This window comes from Aureimonas sp. AU20, assembly GCF_001442755.1.
Lineage (GTDB): Bacteria > Pseudomonadota > Alphaproteobacteria > Rhizobiales > Rhizobiaceae > Aureimonas.
Genome location: NZ_CP006367.1, coordinates 3,293,930 through 3,318,212, shown reverse-complemented (window position 1 = coordinate 3,318,212; position 24,283 = coordinate 3,293,930). Strand labels below are relative to the sequence as shown.

Sequence of the window (24,283 nt, the reverse complement as noted above, 5' to 3'; positions counted from 1 at the left end):
CATTCTCCGATTCTCCTCAAGGCTCGCGAGCCGGGTGCGGACGGCGGGCGAGCGATCCGGCGTCGGGGACAAACGCCGGAACTGGTGCGGGTAGAACCCGAATGGTTTGATGTGCCTTCGGAATGGACATAGTGCCAGCACCGATCTGGCTGATCCGGTTCCGTTAGAGCTTCGTCATTGATGCGGACACACGCCCCGCATCAACTGAAAGCCCGCTTGCTGCCGCGAACGAAAGTCTCTGCTTTTCCAGCTCGCGGGTTTCGGTCGTCTCTCAGAGCAGCGACAGCTGGACGCCAGCGCCCTTGGGCGCCCTGAACAGGTCGGTGCGCAACTGGGTGCGCTCAAGGTTCAAGTCGAAGCGCCGGGCCGCCATTTCGAACCGATGCTTGATCTGCATGGCGTAGGGACCCTTGCCGGTCATCCGCTTGTTCCACTCCGCGTCATAGTCCTTACCACCGCGCATGGAGCGCAGGAGCGACAGGACATGCCGGTAGCGATCGGGATAGTGCTGCAGCAGCCATTCCTTGAAGAGCGGTGCGACCTCCAGCGGCAGGCGCAGAAGAACGTAGCCGACCTCGCGAGCGCCCGCTTCCGCCGCCGCTTCCAGAAGCCGCTCGATCTCCGAATCCGTCAGGCCCGGGATGATCGGCGCGGTCATCACCATGGTCGGCACGCCGGCCTTGGTGAGTTCGCGAACCGCTTCCAAACGCTTGGCGGGCGTCGCGGCGCGTGGCTCCATGGTTCGGGCGAGACGACGGTCGAGCGTCGTCACCGAGATCGCGACCTTGGCGAGGCCCTTGGCCGCCATTCGCGAAAGAATGTCGAGATCGCGCAGCACAAGGGCCGACTTCGTCACGATGCCAACCGGATGGTTGGCGGCCTCCAGCACTTCCAGCATGTCGCGCATGATGCGCCGCTCGCGCTCGATCGGCTGGTAGGGATCGGTGTTGGTGCCGATCGCGATGGCCTTCGGCTCGTAGCCGGCGCGGCCGATCTCTTCCTCCAGGAGTTCCGCAGCGTTGGGCTTTGCGAAAAGCTTGGTCTCGAAATCGAGCCCCGGCGAAAGGCCGACATAGTTGTGTGTCGGCCGGGCGAAGCAGTAGATGCACCCGTGCTCGCAGCCGCGATACGGGTTCACCGACCGGTCGAAGGAAATGTCGGGGGAGGTGTTGCGGGTGATGACCGTGCGGGCCATCTCCGTCTGCACCTCGGTCTTGAAACTCGGCAACTCGTCCATCGTCGCCCAGCCATCGTCGAAGACAGAGCGCGAGAAGGGCTCGAAGCGGCCCGTCGGGTTGATGCCCGCCGCGCGGCCGCGCCGACGCTCGAAGCCGATGCGAAGGCCGGACTGCGCCACGACATGATGCGCCATGTCGATGCCTTCGCGGCCGGTCAGGCCCAGGCTGTCGGTTCTCTCGAGGCTGCGGATCTCGGACATGGGACAAGCTTCCCTGTGGCTGCTCTCGTTGTGACCATAGTCCTATTCATCATATGAGAACATTTCAAGAACAAAATTGCGAATCCGCGCCGCTCTGGTCAGCGCGCTTCGGCTCGGTTAAGCCGGTTCCATGCTGAGCGTCCTTGTTTTCGATGCCGAAGACCCGCTGGAACTGACCCTGACCCTGTCCTCGCTGGTAACCGGCGTGGTCGAGGGTGTGCTACGCGATGTCGTGGTCGTGGACCCCCACGGCAAGGATGTTCTGGACGTCGCGGACCATGCGGGCTGCTCGGTGCGCTCGCTGGCCGAGTTGCGCCAGTCGGCCGCGATGCTGAAGGGCGAGTGGGTGCTGGTGCTGCGTGCGGGCGGCCGCTTGCCTGGAAACTGGCCGGAGCGCGCGGCGCATCACATCGAAAACCAGTTGCGTGAGAAGGCGCCGAGAGGCGGCCGCTTCGTGCTGCAAGTGGGGGATCGTGCGGGTTGGCGACGCTGGTTCGCCGCAAGGCCCAACGCGCGGCTGGTGCCGAAAGCGCATCTGGCGAAGCGTCTGGCTGCGGGAGTCGCGATCGGCAAGGCGGCCGAAGGCCTGCCCAGCGAGCGGCTGCGCAAGCGCGACGATTGAACGCCTAGCCCTGCCTCAGCCGATGGAGGAGCGGAGACGGCTGGCCCTCAGGCTGCCGCGCCGCCTTTGCGCCGGAGATGTTCGTCCAGGCGCGGCATGATCTCGACGAAGTTGCAGGGCTTGTGCCGGTAGTCGAGCTGGGGCTTCAGGATATGGTCCCAGGCGTCGCGACAGGCACCGGGCGAGCCGGGCAGGACGAAGACGAAGGTCGCGTTCACCACCCCGCCCGTGGCGCGGGACTGGATGGTCGATACGCCGATCGTCTCGAACGACACGCGATGGAACACGGCCGAGAACCCGTCCATGCGCTTTTCGAAGATCGGCTCCAGCGCCTCCGGCGTCACGTCGCGGCCGGTGAAGCCCGTGCCGCCCGTCGTGATGACGACGTCCACCTCCGGGTCCCTGGACCAGGTGAGCACCGTATTGCGAATGGCGTCCCGATCGTCCGGCACGATAGCGCGGGCGGCGAGGCGATGGCCTGCCTCGGTGAGGCGCGCGGCCAGCGTATCGCCGGAGCGATCATCCCCCGCCTTGCGCGTATCGGACACGGTAAGGACGGCGATGCCGAGCGGAAGAAAGAGGCGGTCAGGGGCGCTCATGGCCGGTCTCCGATCGGATCAACGCCGGTGGAGGCGATCCACCAGCCGGGATGGCGCGCGCGCAGCCGCACGGCCGCCTGCTCGGCCCGCGCCTCGTCCTCGAACAGGGCGAAGACGGTGGCGCCGGAGCCGGACATGCGGTGAAACAGCGGCTCTTCTGCGCGCAAGGCGTCGCACACGGCGGCAATGGCGGGCACGATGTGCCGCGCCGGGGCCTCCAGATCGTTGCGCGTGCCTGCGAGATAGTCGACCAAGGCGGCGAGGTCGATAAAGCCGTCCTCGTGCAGGGGAGGCAGAGGCGGGTTGTCGCGCCGCTCCAACCCGGCGAAGGCGGTGGGCGTGGAGACGGGCGCGCCGCAATTGACCAGCAAGAGACCGAAGCCCGGCAGGCGCGGGACGGCGGCCGCGATCTCGCCGACGCCGCGCACGCGGGCCGCCCGGCCGGACAGGCACATCGGAACGTCCGCGCCGAGCGCGAGGCATTCCGTGGCCAGAGCGGGCTGGATGGCGGGCCAGATCGCGCCGAGCATGCGCAGAAGCGCGGCGGCGTCCGCCGAGCCGCCACCAATGCCCGATGCGAGCGGCAGATTCTTTTGCAGATGGATGTGGAGGGGAGGGAGCGCGAGGCCGAGGCCTGCGGCACCGATGCGCGCCAGATCCAAGGCGCGCAGAACGAGATTGCCCCGATCGAGCGGCAGGTCGCTCGCGAACGGGCCGTCGATCGTCAGCCGATCCTCGTGTGAGGGCGCCAGCGCGAGCCGATCCCCGTCACGGGCGAAGACCACGAGACTGTCGAGATCGTGATAGCCGTTCTCGCGCCGCCCTGTGACATGCAGCGCGAGATTGATCTTTGCCGGCGCCAGCGCTGCTCGATGCAGCGCCGGGGCGGATGGCTTCAGAAGGTCCACCGTTATGCGCGTCAGTTCGGGCGGACGGCTGCCGGCGCCTCGTTGGCGGCGCGCTGCGCGTCCGTGTCGGGCGCGACCTCGCCCGGCTTGGTGGGCGCTTCCGGCCCGAGTCCCTCGGCCAGCTTGCGCTTGACGGTTTCCACCACGTTCGGCTCGGGCTTGGGCTCGCCGATCAGCGCGCGGTTCCACTGGAAGCGCGCCTCGCGCGTGCGCCCAACGCGCCAATAGGCATCGCCCAGATGGTCGTTGATCGTCGGATCGGCGGGCGTCAGCAGAATGGCGCGCTCCAGCTGCTCCACCGCGTCGGGGTAACGGCCAAGGCGATAATAGGCCCAGCCCAGCGAATCGATGATGTAGCCGTCGTTCGGCCTGAGATCGACGGCGGTGCGGATCATCTGCAGCCCCTCGTCGAGGTTGCGGTTCATGTCCACCCAGCTGTAGCCGAGATAGTTCAGGACCTGCGGCTGGTCGGGCGAAAGCTCCAGCGCCTTCTTGAACTCCGGCTCCGCCTTGTCCCACTGCTTCAGCCGCTCGAAGGCGATGCCGCGCTGGAAATGGATGTTCCAGAGCGTGGACGAATCCTTGGGCGCGAGCTCCAGCGCGCGGTCGAGCAGCGGCACGGCCTCGGCGAAGGACTTGTCGGCCGACAGGATGTCGGCGAAGGCGAGATGCGCCTGAAGATCGTTGGGATAGTCGCTGACGGCCTTGCGAAGATGGGTCTTGGCGTCGTCCTTGCGGTCAGACTGCCAGAGATCGAGGCCCATCTGCAGCTCGGCCGTGCGCCGGTAGGGCGAGGTCTTGGGGATCTGCTCGTAGTAGGACAGGGCGAGGTCGATCTGCTGCGTGCGATCGGCGACGCCGGCCATAGCGGTCAGGAGCTTGGGATCGACCGTCGGCGACACGGCCTTGGCGAACTGGAAGTAGAGAAGGGCGACGTCCTGCCCATCTCCCCGGTTGATCGCCTGTCCGAGGATGTAGAGCGTCTCGGCCGCCCCGTCCTGCGCGTTCTCGATCGGCGGCGCCACCTTCTTGCCGGCCTCGACTTCGGCGCGCAGCTGCGTCAGCGGGTCGTAACCCGGCGCGAGCTCCAGGCCCTTGTCGATCGCGGCGAGCGCGTCGGCCTTCTTGCCGGCGCGCGCTTCCAGCCGCCCGAGCGCTTCGGCGCTGGCGAGGAAGGCATCGACGGAGGTCTGCGCCGAAGCCTGATCGGAGATCACGCTGTTCAGCGCGGTGCGCGCGGCGGGCAGATTGCCCGAGAGGCCGGCGAGAAGGCCGGTCTGATACTGGTTGAAGACCGCGAACCAGGACGCGCCCGACAGCGCGTTGACACGCGCGAGCGCATCCTTGGAGCGCCCGGCGCCAAGTTCGGCCCAGGCCGAGAGATGGCCGACCAGAAGCGTGTCGAGGTCGCTCGTGTCGTCGAGCTTCAGCTGGCTGATCGCGGCGTCGAAGCGGCTGGCGCGCAGCGCGTCGAGGCCCAGCGCGATATGCGCGACCTTGCCGACGTCCTCGTTGTTGGCGAGCTTCGCGGCGAGTTTCACGCCCTCGGCGAAGCGCCCGTCCGCCAGATAGGCGAACATGGCTTCCTGCTGCAGTGTCTCGGAGGTCGGGTCGAGCGACAGCGCCTTTTCGTAATATTGGGCGGCAACGTCGGGCTGGCGGTTCTCGCGCGCCTGCTTGGCCGCGAGATAGGCGCCCGACAGCGAGTTCACCTCGATCGGGCCCTTGGACACCACGACCGGGGCCGGCTTGGTCGGCTTCGCCTGCGCTCCGGCCGCGCCGATCGCCAACATCGAGGCCGCAAGCGCCGCTGAGAGAGCGATCCGCGAAATGCGCGATGTATCCAACGTCGAATTCCTTTGCGAAGGGCGGGAGCGGCCCGGAACGGCCGGCGTAGCTCCGGCGAAGCCGCCGCGGCCGACAAGCGTCAGGCGCCGACCAGTTCCCTTGTCAATCCAGCTTGTTCATTTTGGGGCCGTGCGCAAGAGCAGGGGCGAAACGCCGCTCAAGAAATCCGGTCGATGCTGAACTCCACCACGGCTTCCAGCGCGTTGCGCACCGGGCCCGCCGGCATGGCGGCCAGCGCCTGGGAGGCGAGGCGGCCTTCGTCGCGGGCGCGCTGTTTGGTCGCTTCCAGCGCGCCGTGACGCTCCATCAGCTGGCGCGCGCGGGCGAGTGCCGTGTCGTCGTTGCGCCCGTCTTCCATGGCCTCGCGCCAGAAGGCGCGCTCGGCCTCGTCGCCCGCCGCATGGGCGAGGATGACGGGCAGGGTGATCTTGCCCTCGCGGAAATCGTCGCCGACATTCTTGCCGAGATCGCTGGCCGAGCCGCCATAGTCGAGAACGTCGTCCACCAGCTGGAAGGCCATGCCGAGATGCATGCCATAGGCGCGCATGGCGCGCGCGGCGTCCTCGCCGGCCTCGGCGATCACCGGCCCGACCTCGGCGGCGGCGGCGAAGAGCTCCGCCGTCTTGGCGCCGATCACGGCGCGGTAGTCAACCTCGGTGGTGGTCATCTTCTTGGCGGCGGAGAGCTGCCAGACTTCGCCCTCGGCGATCACGGCCGAGGCGTTGGAAAGGATGGCGAGCGCGCGCATCGAGCCGACCTCGACCATAGTCTTGAAGGCCTGTCCGAGCAGGAAGTCGCCCACCAGAACGCTCGCCTGGTTGCCCCAGATGGTGCGCGCCGTCTTGCGGCCGCGCCGAAGGTCGCTCTCGTCCACCACGTCGTCGTGCAGGAGCGTCGCGGTGTGGAGGAACTCGACGCTGGCGGCGAGCTTCACATGGCCTTCGCCCTCGTAGCCGAAGAGGAGGGCCGAGGCGATGGTGAGCATTGGGCGCAGGCGCTTGCCGCCCGAGGAGATCAGGTGTTCGGCGATCTGCGGGATCAGTTCGACATTCGATCCCGCCATGGCGAAGATCATGTCGTTGACGCGGTTCATGTCGGCGCGCGTCAGACCGAGGATCGGATCGATCGAGGCGACTGGCCTTTTCGTACCCACGGGGCTGGCTAGGCTCACGACAATTCTCCATTCGGTTGCCGGGGCAATAGCGGGGCGGGGGGCCAGCGGCAAGAGCGAATGGAGCGACAAGTTCCGCCGCAGGCTGAAAGAGGCGCCCGGCGGCCCTTGCGGCGCGCCCCGGTTTCGCGCCAAGTCGGATCATGATCGAACTCGTGCGCTCCAACGACCCGGTGCTTCTGTCCTTTCTCTCCGCCCTCCTGAAGGATGCCGGGATCGCCCACTTCGTGGCCGATGGTCACATGAGCATCCTGGACGGCTCCATCGGCGCCATTCCGCGCCGCCTGCTGGTGGAGGAGGACGGGATCGAGGAGGCGCGCCGCCTCCTGCGCGACGCGGAACTCGGCCATGAACTCTCCGACACCCGCTGAGGCGACGGCGACCGAACCCGGCTTTGCGGGGGACATGTCGAAGGACGCCTTTCTCGGCGGTGCCTTCCATCTTCTCCAGCCCCGGCGCGGCGGCTTTCGCGCCGGGCACGACGCGCTGCTTCTGGCCGCCGCCGTGCCGCGCGAGGCGGAGGGGTTGGCGCTGGACATGGGCAGCGGCGCGGGGGCGGTCGCCTTTGCCAGCGCCAGCCGCGCTCGGGGCCTGTCCCTGGTCCTCGCCGAACGCAGCCCCGACATGGCGCATCTGGCGCGGGCAAGCCTCGCCCTGCCCGAGAATCGCGCCCTGGCTGATCGACTGAAGGTGGTGGAACTCGATCTTCTTAGCCCCCGCCCGGCGCGCGAGGCGGCGGGCCTGCCGGACGGCAGCTTCGACCGCATTCTCTCCAACCCGCCTTTCCATCCCGCCGGCGGGCGGGTTTCGCCGGACGCCCTTCGCGGGGCGGCGAAATCCTTGCCCGAGCCGGGCTTTCTCGGCCGGTGGCTGGCGGTGGCGGGCGCCATGGCACGCCATGGCGCGCCGCTGGCGCTGATCGTGCGGCCGGACAATCTCGGCGAGATCCTCCAGGGCGCGGAGGGGCGCTTCGGCGCGATCGCGCTTCGGCCGGTGCAGTCGGCGGCGGAGGGGCCCGCCATCCGGCTTCTCGTCTCGGCGGTTCGCGGCTCTCGCGCGCCCTTGCGCATTCTGCCGGCGCTGGTTCTGGACGAAGCGCTGCGGGGCGCGATCTCACGCGGCGAGGTCGATCTCTCCGTTTCGTGACGCAAGCGCTTTGCGTGGGCTCGCGCGCCTTCCTACATGGGGCCTCACGCAATGCGACCCGAGGTTTCCCCCGTGCCCAGCCGCCTGAAGAAGCTCCTGCCCAAGCGCTTTCGTTCCGAGGAGCTCGTGGTTCCCGTGGTGCGCCTCCAGGGCGTCATCATGGCCGGCGCCTCCGGGCCGTTCCGCCAGTCCATCTCTCTCGCCTCGGTTGCCCCGCTTCTGGAGCGCGCCTTCGCGATGAAGGATGCGCCGGCGGTCGCCATTTCGGTCAACTCGCCGGGCGGCTCGCCGGTGCAGTCTCGTCTCGTGTTCCAGCGCATCCGCGATCTCGCCGAGGAAAAGCGCAAGCACGTCATCGTCGCCTGCGAAGACGTGGCCGCGTCGGGCGGCTACATGATCGCCTGCGCGGGCGACGAGATCGTGGCCGATCCCTCGACGGTGGTGGGCTCGATCGGCGTCGTGTCCGGCGGCTTCGGCTTCGTGGAGCTGATCCGCAAGATCGGGGTGGAGCGGCGCGTCCACACGGCCGGACAGAACAAGGCGACGCTCGATCCGTTCCGCCCCGAGCGGCCGGAGGACGTGGAACATCTGAAAGCCCTTCAGCTCGACGTCCACAAGACCTTCATCGATCTCGTGAAGGCCCGGCGCGGCGCCAAGCTCGCCGACGATCCCGATCTCTTCACCGGCCTGTTCTGGTCGGGCACGCGGGGGCTAGATCTCGGGCTGGTGGATTGCTTGAGCGATCTGCGCACCGTTCTGCGCGGTCACTATGGCGACAAGGTCAAGCTGCAGCTGATCGGCCCCAAGCGGGGCCTGTTCGGCTTGCGGGGCGGCGGCGCGTCGAGCCGGCTCGGCGGCGGCCTCGATCTGTCGCAGATCGGCGCGGGGCTGGGGTCCGGCCTCGTGGAGGCGGCGGAGGAGCGTGCGCTTTGGGCGCGCTACGGGCTCTGAGCCGAGAGGCCGGCGCCTTGCCTTTGCCGGGATTGGGAAGGAAAGTCGGGATGGACGAACCATGGCGGATCTGATGCCCATCCTGCTTTTCGGCCTTGTCGGCGCGGCGGCCTATTTCGGATACCAGCAGATGCAGCGCGATGCCGCGCGCGTGTCGGAGCGCAACCGGCGCTCCGAGGCGGAAATGCGCACCGGCGCGCAAGGAACGCTGGTGCGGGACGAGGACGGCGTGTTTCGCCTCAGGCGGGATTGATCGCGCCGGGTGAAGCCCGAGACCGAGAACGCGGGACAAGACCTGCGGGCAAATTATGGGCGAGGGATTTGACCGGTTCGCAAGGAGCGAAGCATCAGTCGATGCCGGCGGCATCGGCGAGCATTTGCAACGGAGTGACCGGGCAAAAGAACCGGCCAGCCGACCCCGGCAGGTTTTGGTCCGTGTTCTGAGCGTGAGGCTTGACCCCTCCGGCGGCTCCGTGGCAACTCGCCCTCAAAGAGGCGGCCCCGATCGCGGATCGGAGTGCCGCCATGCTGGTTAGCCGGAAAGGTGCCCCATGTCCGACCTCGCCCCCCACATGCGGCCCGAACGCTCGTTCCAGGGCTTGATCCTGGCGCTGCATCGCTATTGGGCCGATTACGGCTGCGTCGTTCTTCAGCCCTACGACATGGAAGTCGGCGCGGGCACGTTCCATCCCGCCACCACGCTGCGCGCGCTCGGACCCCGGCCGTGGAACGCGGCCTATGTGCAGCCCTCGCGCCGGCCCAAAGACGGGCGCTACGGCGAGAACCCGAACCGGCTCCAGCATTACTATCAGTATCAGGTGCTCCTGAAGCCCAACCCGTCCAACCTTCAGGAGCTTTATCTCGGCTCGCTGAAGGCGATCGGCATCGACACAGCGCTGCACGACATCCGCTTCGTCGAGGACGACTGGGAGTCGCCGACGCTGGGCGCCTGGGGCCTCGGCTGGGAATGCTGGTGCGATGGGATGGAGGTCTCTCAGTTCACCTATTTCCAGCAGGTTTGCGGCATCGAATGCGCGCCTGTGGCGGGCGAGCTGACCTATGGCCTGGAACGCCTCGCCATGTATGTGCAGAACGTCGACAACGTTTACGACCTCAACTTCAACGGCCGCGAGGGTGACGAGAAGGTCACCTACGGCGACGTGTTCCTGCAGGCCGAGCAGGAATATTCCCGGCACAATTTCGAGTTCGCCAACACGCAGACGCTCTTGCGCCATTTCGAGGACGCGGAGGCCGAGTGCCGCGCGCTGCTCGACGCCGGCGCGCCGGGCGCGGGCGCCAATCAGGCCCTGCACAAATGCGTCTTCCCCGCCTATGACCAAGCGATCAAGGCGAGCCATGTCTTCAATCTGCTCGACGCGCGCGGCGTCATCTCGGTGACGGAACGCCAGAGCTACATTCTGCGCGTTCGCACGCTGGCTAAAGCCTGCGGCGAGGCCTTCCTCCTGACCGATGCCGGCGGCATCCACTGGAAGGCCGTGGCCTGACTTTCGCTTCCCCGTCGAGGGGGAGGGGATGGAATAAAAAAGGGCGGCCCCGAGAGGCCGCCCTTTTTCGTTTGATGGTGATCCGGCTCAGCCCAGCTTGGCCAGGAGTTCGGCGGTCGGCCAGCCGTCCGGCGCCATGCCGTGCTTCTGCTGCTCGGTCGCCACCGCCGCGCGGGTGTTGGCGCCTAAGATCCCGTCCACCTTGCCGACATCGTAGCCGAGCGAGACGAGGCGCTGCTGCAGCCGCTTCATGCCCTCGCCGTCGAGGCCGGGCTGCGGCTTGCCGGCGTCCACCTCCGGGCCGCCCGCCAACCGCGTGCCGAAATAGCCGGCGGTCAGCGAATAGGTCAGCGAGTTGTTCCACTTGAGGTAGATGTCGAAATTCGGGAAGGCGAGGAAGGCCGGGCCGCCCTTGCCCTGCGGCAGGATGATCGAGGCCATCATGCCGTCGCGCTCCAGCGGCGTTCCGTCGGACTTGGTGACGCCGAGCTTGGCGAACTCGGAACGCGGCTCCTTGTTGACCAGCGCCGCGCGGTCGTAGGGGAAGTTCGCCGGCATGCGGATGGCTTCCAGCCAGGGCTCGCCCTTGCGCCAGCCCATGGACTGGATGAATTTGCCGGTCGTCATCAACACGTCCGGCACGTCGGTCAGGAGGTTGATCTGGCCGTTGCCGTCCTCGTCCGTTCCGAAGGCGATGTAGTCCTCCGGCAGGATCTGCGTCTGACCGAGCTCGCCGGCCCAGGCGCCCTTCATCTGGTCGGGCCGGAGATAGCCACGATCCACCAGCTCGATCGCCGAGATCAGGTGCGGGCGGAAGATCTCCGGGCGGCGGCAGTCATGCGCCAGGGTCGCCAGCGCCGAGAGCGTGTCGAAATCGCCCAGCACCGCGCCGTAGTCGGTCTCAAGGCCCCAGAAGCTCGTGATGACGGCGGCCGGCACGCCGGTCTTGGCCTCCACGTCGCGGAAGGTCGAGGCGTATTTCTGGATGTTGGCCTTGCCGCGCGCCAGCCGATCCTTGTTCACCATGCGGCCTTGGAACCGCAGCCATTCCTGCTGGAACACGCCCTGTCCGCGATCGCGCGCCAGGACCTTCTCGTCTTGGCGGACATTGGCCAGCGCCCGATCGACGCCGCTCTTCGACAGGCCCTTGGCCTCGGCCTCTGCCCGCACGCCTTGCAAGAACCCGTTCCAGTCCCCGCCGCATTGCGCGCTCTGCGCCGCGGCCGAGCCGACGCCGGCCAGAAGCAAGGTGGAGGCGAGAAGCACATGTCTGAACGAAGAGGTCATGGCGGGTCCGTTTCGGGAGGAGAATGCGCCCGGCCTAACAGACAAACTGCGGCGCTTTGAAGAAGGCAGCTTAGGAAGCAGGGCGATGGGTCTTGAGCCAGGCCTGCCAGTCAGCCTTCGTGCCGGCGAAGGCGTTGCGGTCCACCTCGCCCTCGACGCCCGGCACGGTGCCGGTCGCCGTCCATTGCCAGAAGCGCCAGTCGCGGCCGGGATAGTTCTCGCTCGGATGATCCTTCACGCCGCGCAGCCAGAACTGGTGCTTGGGAAAGGTGCCCTCCAGCCGGTCGCGGTGAATGTCGATCGGCGCGTAGATGATGGGCCGGACGCCGTAGTAGCGCTCCACCGCGTTCAGAAACGCGGTCATCTCACGCACCATCTCCTCGCGCGGCGGGCGGCGGGTGCAGGTCGGCGAATCCGGCGTCCACTCCACATCGAGCACCGGGGGGAGGGCGTCCGGGTCGCGCGGCACGTTGGCGATGAACCAGCGCGCCTGCTCGATGCCCGGCCGGCACCAATAGAAGAAGTGATAGGCGCCGCGCGGCACGCCGGCGGCTTTGGCGTATTTCCAGTTGCGCAGGAAGGAAGAGTCGACGCGGTCGCCGCCCTCGGTTGATTTCAGATAGGCGAAGGCCACGCCGCCGCTGCGCGCCGCGTCCCAATCCACGTCGCCCTGGTATTTCGACACGTCGATGCCGTGGACGGGATAGTGCTCGGGTTTCGAGCCGGCAATGGGTGTCAGGCCGAGTTCGGTCGCGTCGAGCGAGACGGAGCGGCAGCTGGACAGGGCAAGGCAGGCGAGAGCCAGGAGGGCGAGGCTGCGGCAGGCCCGGCGCCGCCCGAACGGCAGACCGAATGGGGTCGTCCCGCCTTCAACCCGCATCGTGCCGCTCCCGTCCCGCCTCGTTCTGCGGCGGCAAACTGAGGATCGGACCTTACGCCGGGCTGTTCCTTACGCAGTCTCACCGATTGGTGAGCCGGCTTTAATGTGATCGCTGAAATGCAGCGTGATCGGTTTTTGGGCGAACCGAATGGGATTTGGCTCGTTCAGTGTGCAGCAGACCAACAACAGGAAGACCTCAGATGAAGACGATCTCTCTTGCTCTCGGCGCCGCTGCTCTTCTGGCGCTGTCGGCCTGCTCCGACAACAAAAGCAGCACGTCCACCCCTGCGGCTAGCACGACGGCTCCGGCCACGACGACCGCTCCCGCCACCGGCACCACCACGACGCCGGCCACGGGTACGACGGGCACCACCGGAATGACCGCCACGCCGGGCGCAACCGGCACCACCGGCACGTCGGGCACGACCACGACGCCGTAACCCATCTCAGCCTTCGGGCGCGTGGGATCGGCCCACGCCAGACCGGGCTCGCGCCATCAGCGCGGGCCCTTTTTCGTGACGCAAGGCCGGCTTTCCCTGCACGCTTTCGCTGTTGCGAAATTGCTGGCTGCGATAAGATGCCGACTCGGGCGCTCCTGCGGCGCGACGGAAACGGAAAGACCATGTCGATCTATTCGAGCCTCGCGCAACTCGTGCGGGATCTCGCCGCCAGCGGTGCGGCCACCGTCGAGGCCCTGGTGGAGCGTATCCGCTCGGCCTTCGCGGCCGACCGCGAAACGCGCAATCGCGTCGCCTTTTCCGTCGCCATGATCGCCCTCTCGGCCAAGATGGCCAAGGCCGACGGCGTCGTCAGTCAGAATGAGATCAACGCCTTCCGCCGGATCTTTGCGATTCCGCCCGAGGAAGTGCGCAACGTCTTCCGGCTCTACGACCTCGCCAAGCAGGACACGGCGGGCTTCGAAGCCTATGCGCTGCGCATGCGCTCGCTCTGCGGCAGCGAGCAGCGGGACTGCGCGCTTCTGACCGACGTTCTCGACGGCCTGTTCCATATCGCCGGCGCGGACGGATTCGTGCACGAGCGCGAGATGAGCTTCCTGCACCGCGTGGCGGAACTCTTCGACATCAGCGAGCGCGAGTTCGAGCGCCTGAAGGCGCGCCATGTCGTGGGCGGCGAGACAGGCGCCTATGCCGTGCTGGGCGTCGAGCCGACCGACAGCGTCGAGACGATCCGCCGCCGCTATCTTGAACTGGTCAAGGAGAACCATCCCGACCGGCTTGTGGCGCGGGGCGTTCCGCAGGAGTTCATGGCGATCGCGACCGAGCGTATGAAGGCGATCAACGCGGCCTGGGCAACGGTCGGCAAGCTGGCGCCCGCGGAATGAAGGCGGACACGCCGCTCGTCTCCCGACTCGTCCCCTCTCCCAACCAGAACGGCCGGCGCGGTGTTGCTGGCCCCGATATCCTCCTCCTCCATTACACCGGGATGCGCAGCGGCGAAGAGGCGCTGGCGCGGCTGACCGACCCCGCCAGCGAAGTTTCCTCCCACTATGTCGTTGAGGAAGACGGCGAGATTCTGCAACTCGTTCCCGAGGCGCAGCGCGCCTGGCATGCGGGGAGGGGAAGCTGGCAAGGCCACACCGACATCAACTCGCGCTCGATCGGCATCGAGATCGTCAATCCCGGACACGAGCACGGCTACCGCCCGTTTCCTCAACGGCAGATCGAGGCGGTGATCGAATTGTGTAGAGATTGTGGCGAGAGATGGAAAATCGCGCCACATTTGGTGCTGGCTCATTCCGATATCGCGCCGGATCGGAAGGAAGACCCCGGCGAGTTGTTCCCTTGGGATCAACTTTTTCAAGCGGGCATCGGTGTTTGGTGCACGACCAATATTAAGGAAAACGAAGTTTTGCTCTGCGAAGGGGATCGCGGAGCGGAGGTGGAGGCCTACCAACGCCATCTCGCGGCCTATGGTTATGGACTGCGAATCGACGGCATCTTCGGGGATGAGGCCCGGTTGGTGACAGCGGCCTTCCAGCGTCACTTCCGGCCACGCCACGTCGATGGCCGGGCCGATCGCGAGACCGTCGAAATCCTTCGAACTTTGCTCAAGCAGGTCTGATCTGGGCGCCTCAAACGCGTTAGCCAGGGCTTGGTTCAAGCGCGTTTTGTTTCAGGCGTTAACATTCCGTTACTTCGCCGCCGCACTCCGGGTCGATTTGCGGGGCAAAACGCCTCTGCACCGCCGCTGAGGATTTGCGGCCGAGAGGGGACGATGCCGCCGGCTTGTTGCGCCGGCCGGGTCGAAGACCACAGGACCGAAATGAGACGACTGCCTGCCATGGCCACCGCCGTGACGCTTGCGCTTGCGCATGTTTCCGCCGCAACCGCCGATACCGCCTCTTCCACTTCCACCGCCCCGATCGAGAAGATCGTCTCCAGCCAGAACCTGACCGACCCCGACGAGACTGCCGCCCCGGCGAATGCAGTCGAGACGGATGAAGCCGAAACGGAGGCCGATCGCCTTTCGGAAAAGCCCTTCGCCGACATTATCGAGCGCGAGGCGCGGGCCAACGGCGTGCCGGTGGAACTGGCGCATGCCATCGTCTCCGTGGAAAGCAACTACCGCATCGAAGTGACGGGCCGGGCCGGCGAGATCGGCCTCATGCAGATCAAGCCCGCGACCGCCCGCGACATGGGCTTCGTCGGCGATGCGACCGATCTCTACAACCCGGAAGTCAACATCAAATACGGCATGAAATATCTCGCCGGCGCCGAACGGCGTGGCGGTGGAACGCTTTGCGGCACGATCCTCAAGTACAATGCCGGCCATTATTCGCGGCGCATGAACCCCACCTCGGCGCGCTATTGCGAGAAGGTGAAACTGGTTCTCGCCTCGCTCTGAGGCCATCCCGAAATAGTGGGGCGCGGATCTCGCCGTCCGAGGCGTCGAAACAGGCCCCCAGGCAGTCTGCTCGCTTGACACGTTCGGCCGGGCGGGCGACATGACCGCTTGCCAGCCGGCCGGGCGGCCGCTCCCGTCATAAGTCGAAAGACGGCGGGGGAGGAAAGTCCGGGCTCCACGGAGAAACGGTGCCGGGTAACGCCCGGCGGGGGCGACCCCAGGGAAAGTGCCACAGAAAACAAACCGCCCTTCGCTTCGTGCAAGGGGTAAGGGTGAAACGGTGGGGTAAGAGCCCACCGCGCTTCCAGCAATGGCGGCGGCAGGGCAAACCCCACCGGGAGCAAGACCGAATAGGAACGACGCGGCGGGAAACCGCCAGCCCTCTCCGGGTCGATCGTTCGGGTGGGTTGCTTGAGGTGCCGCGCGAGCGGCATCCCAGAGGAATGGTCGCCGGACGGCGCAAGCCGTCGCACAGAACCCGGCTTATAGGCCGGCTGGCTCTTCGCACGTGACATCGGATATGCCCTGCCGCTGGGGTCTTCCAAAGGCTTCCTCGAGTCTTGGGGTTAGGCTCGCTCGCGGCATGGGAGCGCGTCCCACCCGACCATGGGAGGGCGCCCCACATTCGATCCGGTTTGGGCCTTCGAGAGCCGCAAGCCCTGCGACAGTTTGGTCTGCCGGACCGGCTTGCTGTAAATTTCCTGTTTTCGGAAACTTCAAGAGCGGCCCGCAGGTTTTTGATCTGGTGGATTCGAGCGGTGGAAAAAACTTTCCGAACCTTGTGCTGCCTTACGAAATTTCAATCGGCGCTCGTAACTGCTTGTTTAGGCTAGCTCGACTGTCCTTGCTCACCCGAGCCGCAAGGCTGGTCTTACCTTCCAGCGATGCTTGCATTCGTGGCTTTAAGCATCTGTAAAGATTGGTTAACGAAAGAGGTTGCGGCAAGGCTGCAACAGGTCGTCTGCCACCTCGTGAACGGCCCGTTCCCATTGACCCCCATAGGGTCCCATGGTATCCCAAATTCATCCTGAAGGCCCGTTTTCGGGCCGAATTCAAACATTGGCGAGCATCGTTTCCGGCGTGTTTTGGCCGGGCGGCGTGGGCGGTTCTGCCTTCTGCGTGTGAGTTTGTGTGCTGATTTCGGCGTGAAGCGCGGGTGGGGGTGTCGTGAGGGATCGGGAGAAAAGAGGAGCGGTCGACGGCGACGATGGACCGGTTCCTTTCCAATTCGGTCAACAATATCGACGCCAAGGGCCGCGTTTCCGTTCCAGCTCCCTTTCGGCAGGTCTTGGCCGCGCGCGGGCAGCGGGAGCTTTACGCGCTGCAGGCCATCGGCCAGCCCGCGATCGACGTGGGCGGGATGGATCTCCTAGAGCGCTACGAAACGCGCATGGCCCAGGAGGACCCCTTCAGCGAGGACTATTCGGACATGTCGCTCTTTGCCTATGGCGACGGCGCCTTTCTGAAATTCGATGCCGAGGGGCGCATCATGGTGACCGACTTCATACGCTCCCACACGGGCATCACGGATCGCGTCGCCTTCGTGGGGCGCAACCACTTCTTCCAACTCTGGGAGCCATCTCGGTTCGAGGCCTATCGAGCGGAAGCGCGTGCCCGTCTGACGGCGCGTCGCACCACTCGAGGCATGTCCGAGGGTGCGCCGGAATGATGACGGATCACGGCACGGTTGAGGAACCTGCCGATGGCGGACCGGTTCGTCACATTCCGGTGCTCCTCCGGCCAGTTCTGGAGGCGCTCGATCCCGGTCCCGGCGATCTGATCGTCGACGGGACGTTCGGGGCGGGCGGCTACTCAGCCGCCCTTCTTGCGTCTGGCGCCCGCATTCTGGGCATCGACCGCGATCCGACGGCGATCGCGGCGGCCGCGCCCATGCTGGCGGCCCAGCCGGGCCTCAGTCTCGTTCATGGCCAGTTTGGTGATCTCCAATCCATCGTCGAGCGCGAGGCCGGCAGGATGGTGGACGGCGTGGTGCTCGATATCGGCGTCTCCTCAATGCAGATCGACGAGGCCGAGCGCGGCTTCTCCTTCCAGAAGGATGGGCCGCTCGACATGCGCATGAGCCGTTCCGGCCCAAGCGCCGCCGATGTGGTGAACCGGCTGAAGGTGGGCGATCTCGCGCGCATCCTGAATTTCCTCGGCGAGGAGCGCCAGGCCGGGCGCATCGCGCGCGCCATCGAGGCGCGGCGCGCCGAGCGCCCGTTCGAGCGCACGCTGGATCTCGCTCAACTCGTCGGCCGCGTCATCGGGCGCGCGCCCAAGGATCGGATCGACCCCGCGACGCGCACCTTCCAGGCGCTGCGCATCTATGTGAACGACGAGCTCGGCGAGCTGACGCGCGCCCTTGTCGCGGCCGAGCGCGTGTTGAAGCCCGGCGGCCGGCTTGCCGTCGTCACCTTCCATTCGCTGGAGGATCGGATCGTGAAGCGCTTCCTGCGCGATCGCTCGGAAGCGGCGACGACCTCGCGGCATTTACCGGATGTTCAGCATAAGGACCGCACATTCGAATCGCGCAACCGGCCGGTGGGCGGCGAGGAGGAGGAAATCGCCCTCAATCCTCGGGCCCGCTCGGCCAAGCTGCGATCCGCCGTCCGCACCCAGGCGCCTCCGCGCGCGGAAGGGGAGGCGACGGACTTCATCGATCTGCCGTCGCTCGCCGACCTGCCGTCCGGAGCTTGAACCGTCCCATGTTGAAAACGCTCGACGTTCTCCTCGTCGTTCTCATGCTGGGCGCAGCCGCCTGGACCTTCGGCCAGAAATATTCGGCCGAGGCGGTCGAGCATCAGATCGCGCTGCTCGACCGCAAGATCGCCCTCGAAAAGGAGACGATCCAGCTGCTCGACGCGGACTGGAGCCTTCTCAACCAGCCCAGCCGCCTGGAGCAGCTGGCCAAGGCCTTCCAGGACACGCTGAAGCTCGACCCGACCGATCCCGAGCAGATTGTCGAGCCGAACCAATTGCCCTCGCCCCCGCTGCCCGTCGTGCCCGACGCCGAACAGAAGCCTCACGACCGGTTCGCAGCCGTGGATCGGAGCAAGTCCCGATGATCGATTTCCGTCGCAAGCTCGCCTTTCTCGGCGGCCAGACCAAGCCGGGGAGCGGGCTCGCCGCCGGCCTCCGGCGTCGCCGCTCGGAAGCGCCGCGCAACAAGGCGCGCTTTCTGATCGCCACCGGCCTGTTCTGCTCGATCTACGGCGTGATCGGCATGCGGCTCTTACTTTGGGGCGCCGTCGCGGACCCTAACGACGCCTATCGCGCCATGGCCAATGCCGGCCCGGTGACCCGGCCCGACCTCGTGGACCGCAACGGCGAGGTTCTGGCGACCGACCTCAAGACCGCTTCGCTCTTTGCCGAGCCGCGCCGCATCGTGGACGCCGACGAGGCGACCGAGGCGCTGCTCACCGTCCTCCCCGACCTCAACCCCAAGGTGCTGCACGACCGCTTGTCCTCCAAAGCGGGCTTCGCCTGGCTGAAGCGCGAGCTGACGCCGCGCCAGCAGCAGGAAATCCTGGCGCTCGGCATTCCCGGCATCGGCTTCCGCACCGAGAAGCGCCGCTTCTATCCCGGCGGCTCGACCGCGTCGCATATCGTGGGCCTCACGAATATCGACAATCAGGGCATCGCGGGAATGGAGAAATATATCGACGACAGCGGCTTCCGCGCGCTGCAGGCGAGCGGCTTCGCCTCGGGCGACAATCTGGAGCCCGTGAAACTGTCGATCGACCTGCGCGTTCAGCACATCGTGCGCGACGAGCTCGTCGCCGCCATGCAGAAGTACCGTGCCCAGGCGGCCGGCGGCCTCGTGCTCGACGTCGAGACGGGCGAGGTCATCGCCATGGCCTCGCTGCCGGACTACGATCCCAACAACCCAGGCGACGCGCTGAAGAAGGAGAACCTCAACCGGTTCTCGGCCGGCACGTTCGAGATGGGCTCGACCTTCAAAATCTTCACCACCGCCATGGCGCTCGACTTCGGCAAGGTGTCGATCAACTCGATGGTCGACACGCGCCCCTTCTTCGTCGCCGGCCATACGATCAAGGAATTCCACAACAAGGGCGCCTCGCTCTCGGTGCCCGACATCTTCAAATATTCCTCGAACGTCGGCTCGGCGCGCGAGGCGGACATGGTCGGAACCGAAAGCCATCAGGAGTTCCTGACGCGGCTCGGCATTCTCAGCCGCCTCAAGACGGAGCTGCCCGAGGTCGCCATGCCGACGCAGCCCAAGGTCTGGAAGAAAATCAACTCCATGACCATCGCCTTCGGTCACGGCGTGTCCACGACCCCGCTCAACACCGCCGTGGCGGCCGCCGCGATCATCAATGGCGGCTACTACATTCCGCCCACCTTCCTGCCGCGCACGAAGGAAAAGGCCGACGAGCTCAAGCACCGCGTGGTGCAGGAAAAGACCGCGCTCGACATGCGCACCATCTTCCGGCTCAACGGTGAGGAAGGCTCGGGCCGCGCCGCCAACGTTCCCGGCTACAATGTCGGCGGCAAGACCGGCACGGCGGAAAAGGTGGTCAACGGTCGTTATTCCAAGGACCAGCGCTTCAACGCCTATGTCGGCGCGTTCCCGATCGACAAGCCGCGTTACATCGTCATGTCCATCGTCGACGATCCCAAGGTCGAGCCGGGCAAGCCGAACGCCCAGGCCGGCTGGAATGCGGCGCCCATGGTCGGCAATATCGTGCGCCGCGCGGCGACCTTCCTGAACGTGAAGCCCGACTTCGGCGAGAGCGGAAAGCAGCTTCTGGTTTCCTACTGACGCCAAATTGCTTCAATCGCCGGGCTGTGTGGGCTAAGAGCGCCTGATCAAATCTCATGGCCGGAGGATGGGTGAGGGATTTTCGTCCGAGGACGAGAAGCGAAGCGCAGTCGATGCCGGCGGCATCGTCGAGCATTCGCGACGATGCCCTCGGCGGAAAGCACCGACCAGCCGACCCCATGAGGTTTGGTCAGGCGCTCTAGGAGCGCGATAAGAAAACTGTGAAAAGCCGGCGGCGTGCCGCCGGCTTTTTTCTGCGACGTGGAAGATGGTGAATGAAGCTTTGCGACCTCGCCGGTGACCTCGGCACCGGCCCCGACGGAGCGAATGTCGAGATCACGGGACTGACCTCGGATTCGCGCATGGTGGAACCCGGCTTCCTGTTCGCGGCCCATGCGGGCACGAAGGGCCATGGCGAAAGCTTTACGGCGGATGCGCAGGCGCGCGGCGCCGCCGCGCTTCTCGTCTCCGACGGCGCGAGCGTCGAAAGCTCCCTGCCGCTGGTTCGCGTAAGCGACACGCGCCGCGCGCTGTCCCTCATGGCGGCGCGCTTCTACGGCCGGCAGCCCGCCCATGTCGTCGCCGTAACGGGCACCAGCGGCAAGACCTCGATCACCGCCTTCACCCGCCAGATGTGGGCCGCCAGCGGCCTCGTCTCCGCCTCGATCGGCACGACGGGTGTCGTGTCGCCGACGCGCGACGACTATGGCACCCTGACGACGCCCGAGCCGGTGGCGCTCGCCAAGCTGATGGCGGAGCTCGCCGACGAAGGCGTGACCCATGCCGCGATGGAAGCCTCCAGCCACGGGCTGGACCAGCGCCGCCTCGACGGCGTGAACCTGTCGGCCGCCGGCTTCATCAATCTCGGCCGTGACCATATGGACTACCACCCGACGGTGGAGGACTATTTCCGCGCCAAGATGCGGCTGTTCGACACGCTGTTGCCCAAGGGCGCCCCGGCCGTGATCTATGCCGACGACGCCTGGAGCGCGAGGGCGGCCGAGACCGCGCGCGCTGCGGGCGCCGATGTCCGCCTCGTCGGCCGGGCGGGCGAACTCCTGATCCTCAAGCGCCTCGAACACGAGCGCCATCGCCAGATCGCCGAGATCGAGGCGGCGGGCCAGATTCACCGTATCGTCCTGCCGCTTGCCGGCGAGTTCCAGATGGCGAACGCGCTGGTGGCCGCGGGTCTTGCGATCTCCACCGGCGTCGAGCCGGCGATGGCGCTGCGGGCGCTGGAAGGCTTGCGCGGCGCACCTGGGCGGCTCGATCTCGCCGGCACGACGGGCGAGGGGGCGCCGGTCTTCGTGGACTATGCCCACAAGCCGGAAGCGCTGGAGAACGTGCTTCAATCCGTGCGCCCCTTCACGACGGGCCGCGTCATCCTCGTGTTCGGTTGCGGTGGGGATCGGGACACCGGCAAGCGGCCGATCATGGGCGCCATCGCCACGCGCCTTGCCGACGTCGCGATCGTCACCGACGACAATCCGCGATCGGAGGAGCCGGCCGCGATCCGCGCCGCGATCCTCGCCGCCGCGCCGGGCGCGCGAGAGATCGGGGATCGGCGCGAGGCGATCCGAACTGCCGTGGCCTTGGCCGGGCCGGGCGACACGGTGATCGTCGCCGGCAAGGGCCACGAAAACGGCCAGACGGCCGGCGGGCGGACCGTGCCCTTCAGCGACCATGAGGAAGTTCGGCTCGCGATCGCCGGAAAGGAGCGCGCATGACCGCACCTCTCTGGACAGGTTCGGACATCGCCACTGCCACGGGCGGGCGTCCGGTCGGAACGCTGCCCCCCTCGATCTCCGGCATCTCGATCGACACGCGCACACTTTCGCCGGGCGAGGTCTTCTTCGCCATCAAGGGCGAGAGCTTCGACGGCCACACTTTCCTGCGCCAGGCGATCGCCGCCGGGGCGGGGTTGCTCGTGGTGGCGGAAAAGAAGCTGCCGGCGCTCGGTAGCGTAACCGTGCCGCTGCTGGTGGTGGACGACGTGTTGAAGGCGCTGGAGCGGCTGGCGCTCGCCGCCCGCGCCCGCTCGCGCGCCCGCATCGTCGCGGTGACGGGCAGCGTTGGCAAGACCACGACCAAAGATGCGCTGCGCCATGTCTTGGAGCGCCAGGGCGAGGTCCATGCCTCGGTCGCCTCGTTCAACAACCATTGGGGCGTGCCGCTGACGCTGGCGCGCCTGCCGGCCGACGCGCGCTTCGCCGTGTTCGAGATCGGCATGAACCATCCCGGCGAGATCCGGCCGCTGGTGAAGCTGGTGCAGCCGCATGTCGCGGTGGTCACGCTGATCGCCGCTGCCCATCTCGGCTTCTTCCGTGACATTGACGAGATCGCCGAGGCCAAGGCGGAGATCTTCGAAGGGCTGGTGCCGGGCGGAACCGCCGTGCTCAACGCCGACGACCCGCAACTGGCCCATCTCACCCGGCGTGCCCGCGCGGCCGGCGTCACCCGCATCACCACGTTCGGCGAAGCGGCGGATGCCGATTATCGCCTGACGGCGCTGCGCTCCACCGGCGCCGGCCAGCGGCTTGCCGCGCGCATCGACGGAACGGACGTGACGGCCGAGATCGGCGCGGCCGGGCGCCATATCGCGCAGAACGTTCTGGCCGTTCTCGGCGCGGCCGACCTGCTCGGCGCCGATGTCGAACAGGCGGCGGGCGATCTCGCCAGCTGGGGCGCCAGCAAGGGCCGGGGCGAGCGCCATGTCCTCTCGCTTCCAAGTGGCGGCGAATGGACGCTGATCGACGAAAGCTACAACGCCAACCCGGCCTCGATGCGCGCCGCGCTGGCGCTTCTGGCGCAATGCGCGCCGGGCGAGGACGCGCGCCGCATCGCCGTTCTCGGCGACATGCTGGAGCTTGGGGCCCAGTCGCGCGCCCTGCATGTCGAGCTCGCCTCGGCGGTTCTCGACGCTCATCCCGATCTCGTGCTGCTGGCGGGAACCGAGATGACGGCGCTCGACGCGGCGCTGGAGCGCCTCGTGCGCCACGAGTGGCATTCCTCCACCGACGAGCTTCGCGCAAGCCTCCTGCGTCACCTTCGGCCCGGTGACGTCGTGATGATCAAGGCGTCGAAGAGTATCGGTTTCTCGAAGGTCGTGGACGATCTGATCGCCCAGTTCGCCGCATCCGCCGCCCCTTCAACGGGCGAACCTGCCCCCCACTCGTTCCGGCAGGGAGCCTGATCGCATGTTCACCTATCTCGCCGCGCTGACCGAAGACGCGCAGGTCTTCAACGTCTTCCGCTACATCACCTTCCGCACCGGCGGCGCGATGATCACCTCGTTCATCGTGGTGTTCCTGTTCGGCCCGGCGATCATCGCCAACCTACGCATCCGGCAGGGGCGGGGGCAGCCGATCCGCGCCGACGGGCCTCAGACCCATTTCAAGAAGGCCGGCACGCCGACCATGGGCGGGCTGATGATCCTGTCGGGCTTTCTCGCCGCGACGCTGCTCTGGGCCGACCTCACCAATCTCTATGTCTGGACGGTGCTACTCGTCACGCTCGGCTTCGGCGCCATCGGCTTCTATGACGACTATCTCAAGGTCACCAAGCAGAGCCACAAGGGCTTATCCGGCAAGGCGCGCCTCGCCATCGAGTTCGCCATCGCGCTGGCCGCCGGCGTCCTCATCATCCTCGCGCAGTCCGGCAGTTTCGCGACCTCCCTCTCAGTGCCTTTCATCAAGTCGCTCTTGATCGATCTCGGCTGGTTCTACGCTGCCTTCGCGGCCGTGGTCGTGGTAGGCGCGGCCAATGCCGTGAACCTCACTGACGGTCTCGACGGCCTCGCCATCATGCCGATCATGATCGCGGCGGCGGCCTTCGCGCTGATCGCCTATCTCGCCGGCAACACCAATTTCGCCAACTACCTGCAGATCCACTATGTCGTCGGCACCGGCGAACTCGCCGTGGTCTGCGGCGCGGTGATCGGCGCGGGGCTCGGCTTTCTCTGGTTCAACGCGCCGCCCGCCGCTATCTTCATGGGCGACACGGGCTCGCTGGCACTGGGCGGCCTCGTCGGCACGGTCGCGGTCGCGACCAAGCACGAGCTGGTGCTCGCCGTGATCGGCGGCCTCTTCGTCATGGAGGCGCTGTCGGTCATCATCCAGGTCGCCTCGTTCAAGCTCACCGGCAAGCGCGTCTTCCTGATGGCGCCGATCCACCACCATTTCGAGAAGCTCGGCTGGACCGAGAGCCAGGTCGTCGTCCGCTTCTGGATCATCGCCCTGATGCTCGCTTTCGTCGGCCTGTCCACGCTGAAGCTGCGTTGA

At 66.8% G+C, this 24,283-nt stretch carries 24 protein-coding genes and 1 other RNA gene; 18 read left to right on the top strand and 7 right to left on the bottom strand.

The features are described 5' to 3' along the window. Nucleotides 1–271 precede the first annotated feature (271 nt). Entirely contained in the window at nucleotides 272–1,372 is a 1,101-nt protein-coding gene (locus tag M673_RS15065) for a PA0069 family radical SAM protein (RefSeq protein ID WP_061977882.1), read from the bottom strand. A gap of 196 nt (nucleotides 1,373–1,568) precedes the next feature. On the opposite strand from M673_RS15065, the gene M673_RS15060 reads away from it, so the two are divergent. Further along, a complete protein-coding gene (locus M673_RS15060) occupies nucleotides 1,569–2,060 on the top strand; it encodes a hypothetical protein (RefSeq protein WP_061976792.1) in 492 nt (163 codons plus the stop codon). 47 nt (nucleotides 2,061–2,107) lie between these two features. On the opposite strand, the gene moaB is transcribed toward M673_RS15060, so the two are convergent. From moaB to M673_RS15040, 4 genes are all read right to left on the bottom strand, one after another. Next, entirely contained in the window at nucleotides 2,108–2,659 is a 552-nt protein-coding gene (gene moaB, locus M673_RS15055; protein WP_061976791.1) for a molybdenum cofactor biosynthesis protein B, read from the bottom strand. Continuing rightward, the gene (locus tag M673_RS15050) at nucleotides 2,656–3,567 is read right to left on the bottom strand and encodes a 4-(cytidine 5'-diphospho)-2-C-methyl-D-erythritol kinase (protein WP_061976790.1); all 912 of its coding nucleotides are present in this window, start codon (nucleotides 3,565–3,567) and stop codon (nucleotides 2,656–2,658) included. The genes moaB and M673_RS15050 overlap by 4 nt, the downstream gene beginning before the upstream one ends. Nucleotides 3,568–3,578: 11 nt before the next feature. Beyond that, nucleotides 3,579–5,414, bottom strand: a complete 1,836-nt coding sequence (locus M673_RS15045; RefSeq protein WP_061976789.1) for a tetratricopeptide repeat protein — start codon at nucleotides 5,412–5,414, stop codon at nucleotides 3,579–3,581. A gap of 158 nt (nucleotides 5,415–5,572) precedes the next feature. Continuing rightward, nucleotides 5,573–6,586: a polyprenyl synthetase family protein gene (locus tag M673_RS15040; RefSeq protein ID WP_148640087.1), complete on the bottom strand. Its 1,014-nt coding sequence runs from the start codon at nucleotides 6,584–6,586 to the stop codon at nucleotides 5,573–5,575. A gap of 143 nt (nucleotides 6,587–6,729) precedes the next feature. Here M673_RS15040 and M673_RS15035 point away from each other — a divergent pair, with 143 nt between their 5' ends. The 5 genes from M673_RS15035 (at nucleotide 6,730) to M673_RS15015 (ending at nucleotide 10,188) form a co-directional block, all read left to right on the top strand. Then, the gene (locus M673_RS15035) at nucleotides 6,730–6,957 is read left to right on the top strand and encodes a putative signal transducing protein (RefSeq protein ID WP_061976788.1); all 228 of its coding nucleotides are present in this window, start codon (nucleotides 6,730–6,732) and stop codon (nucleotides 6,955–6,957) included. Then, nucleotides 6,935–7,732, top strand: coding sequence for a tRNA1(Val) (adenine(37)-N6)-methyltransferase (locus M673_RS15030; RefSeq protein WP_082639492.1), 798 nt, complete (start codon nucleotides 6,935–6,937; stop codon nucleotides 7,730–7,732). The genes M673_RS15035 and M673_RS15030 overlap by 23 nt, the downstream gene beginning before the upstream one ends. Before the next feature lie 72 nt (nucleotides 7,733–7,804). Beyond that, on the top strand, nucleotides 7,805–8,683 hold the full coding sequence (locus M673_RS15025) for a S49 family peptidase (protein WP_148640086.1): 879 nt from the start codon (nucleotides 7,805–7,807) through the stop codon (nucleotides 8,681–8,683). A 61-nt stretch (nucleotides 8,684–8,744) separates the two neighbouring features. Next, the gene (locus M673_RS15020) at nucleotides 8,745–8,936 is read left to right on the top strand and encodes a hypothetical protein (RefSeq protein ID WP_061976785.1); all 192 of its coding nucleotides are present in this window, start codon (nucleotides 8,745–8,747) and stop codon (nucleotides 8,934–8,936) included. Nucleotides 8,937–9,234: 298 nt separating this feature from the next. Next, a complete protein-coding gene (locus M673_RS15015; protein WP_061976784.1) occupies nucleotides 9,235–10,188 on the top strand; it encodes a glycine--tRNA ligase subunit alpha in 954 nt (317 codons plus the stop codon). Nucleotides 10,189–10,275: 87 nt separating this feature from the next. On the opposite strand, the gene M673_RS15010 is transcribed toward M673_RS15015, so the two are convergent. Beyond that, the gene (locus tag M673_RS15010; protein WP_061976783.1) at nucleotides 10,276–11,475 is read right to left on the bottom strand and encodes a lytic murein transglycosylase; all 1,200 of its coding nucleotides are present in this window, start codon (nucleotides 11,473–11,475) and stop codon (nucleotides 10,276–10,278) included. Between the two features lie 70 nt (nucleotides 11,476–11,545). After that, the gene (locus M673_RS15005; RefSeq protein WP_061976782.1) at nucleotides 11,546–12,355 is read right to left on the bottom strand and encodes a glycoside hydrolase family 25 protein; all 810 of its coding nucleotides are present in this window, start codon (nucleotides 12,353–12,355) and stop codon (nucleotides 11,546–11,548) included. Between the two features lie 200 nt (nucleotides 12,356–12,555). On the opposite strand from M673_RS15005, the gene M673_RS24670 reads away from it, so the two are divergent. The 12 genes from M673_RS24670 (at nucleotide 12,556) to mraY (ending at nucleotide 24,283) form a co-directional block, all read left to right on the top strand. Further along, nucleotides 12,556–12,795: a hypothetical protein gene (locus M673_RS24670; protein WP_187301273.1), complete on the top strand. Its 240-nt coding sequence runs from the start codon at nucleotides 12,556–12,558 to the stop codon at nucleotides 12,793–12,795. A 182-nt stretch (nucleotides 12,796–12,977) separates the two neighbouring features. After that, nucleotides 12,978–13,697 carry a J domain-containing protein gene (locus tag M673_RS14995; RefSeq protein WP_061977880.1) on the top strand — a complete coding sequence of 240 codons (720 nt, stop codon included), beginning with the start codon at nucleotides 12,978–12,980 and terminating at the stop codon, nucleotides 13,695–13,697. Then, nucleotides 13,694–14,437 (top strand): N-acetylmuramoyl-L-alanine amidase, encoded by a 744-nt coding sequence (locus M673_RS14990; RefSeq protein ID WP_061976780.1) that lies wholly within the window; start codon nucleotides 13,694–13,696, stop codon nucleotides 14,435–14,437. Before M673_RS14995 ends, M673_RS14990 begins: the two co-directional genes overlap by 4 nt. Nucleotides 14,438–14,638: 201 nt before the next feature. Further along, nucleotides 14,639–15,220: a lytic transglycosylase domain-containing protein gene (locus M673_RS14985; RefSeq protein ID WP_061976779.1), complete on the top strand. Its 582-nt coding sequence runs from the start codon at nucleotides 14,639–14,641 to the stop codon at nucleotides 15,218–15,220. Nucleotides 15,221–15,331: 111 nt separating this feature from the next. Then, nucleotides 15,332–15,722: RNase P RNA component class A (rnpB, locus tag M673_RS14980), an RNA gene on the top strand. 705 nt (nucleotides 15,723–16,427) lie between these two features. Next, nucleotides 16,428–16,889: a division/cell wall cluster transcriptional repressor MraZ gene (gene mraZ, locus M673_RS14975; protein ID WP_061976778.1), complete on the top strand. Its 462-nt coding sequence runs from the start codon at nucleotides 16,428–16,430 to the stop codon at nucleotides 16,887–16,889. Beyond that, entirely contained in the window at nucleotides 16,886–17,917 is a 1,032-nt protein-coding gene (gene rsmH, locus M673_RS14970) for a 16S rRNA (cytosine(1402)-N(4))-methyltransferase RsmH (RefSeq protein ID WP_061976777.1), read from the top strand. The genes mraZ and rsmH overlap by 4 nt, the downstream gene beginning before the upstream one ends. Before the next feature lie 8 nt (nucleotides 17,918–17,925). Beyond that, nucleotides 17,926–18,285 carry a cell division protein FtsL gene (gene ftsL / locus M673_RS14965; RefSeq protein ID WP_061976776.1) on the top strand — a complete coding sequence of 120 codons (360 nt, stop codon included), beginning with the start codon at nucleotides 17,926–17,928 and terminating at the stop codon, nucleotides 18,283–18,285. Then, entirely contained in the window at nucleotides 18,282–20,003 is a 1,722-nt protein-coding gene (locus M673_RS14960) for a peptidoglycan D,D-transpeptidase FtsI family protein (RefSeq protein ID WP_061976775.1), read from the top strand. The genes ftsL and M673_RS14960 overlap by 4 nt, the downstream gene beginning before the upstream one ends. Nucleotides 20,004–20,278: 275 nt before the next feature. Next, nucleotides 20,279–21,730 carry a UDP-N-acetylmuramoyl-L-alanyl-D-glutamate--2,6-diaminopimelate ligase gene (locus tag M673_RS14955; protein ID WP_061976774.1) on the top strand — a complete coding sequence of 484 codons (1,452 nt, stop codon included), beginning with the start codon at nucleotides 20,279–20,281 and terminating at the stop codon, nucleotides 21,728–21,730. Next, nucleotides 21,727–23,196 carry a UDP-N-acetylmuramoylalanyl-D-glutamyl-2,6-diaminopimelate--D-alanyl-D-alanine ligase gene (locus tag M673_RS14950; protein WP_061976773.1) on the top strand — a complete coding sequence of 490 codons (1,470 nt, stop codon included), beginning with the start codon at nucleotides 21,727–21,729 and terminating at the stop codon, nucleotides 23,194–23,196. Before M673_RS14955 ends, M673_RS14950 begins: the two co-directional genes overlap by 4 nt. Before the next feature lie 4 nt (nucleotides 23,197–23,200). Next, complete coding sequence (gene mraY / locus M673_RS14945; RefSeq protein WP_061976772.1) at nucleotides 23,201–24,283, top strand: phospho-N-acetylmuramoyl-pentapeptide-transferase; 1,083 nt, start codon at nucleotides 23,201–23,203, stop codon at nucleotides 24,281–24,283.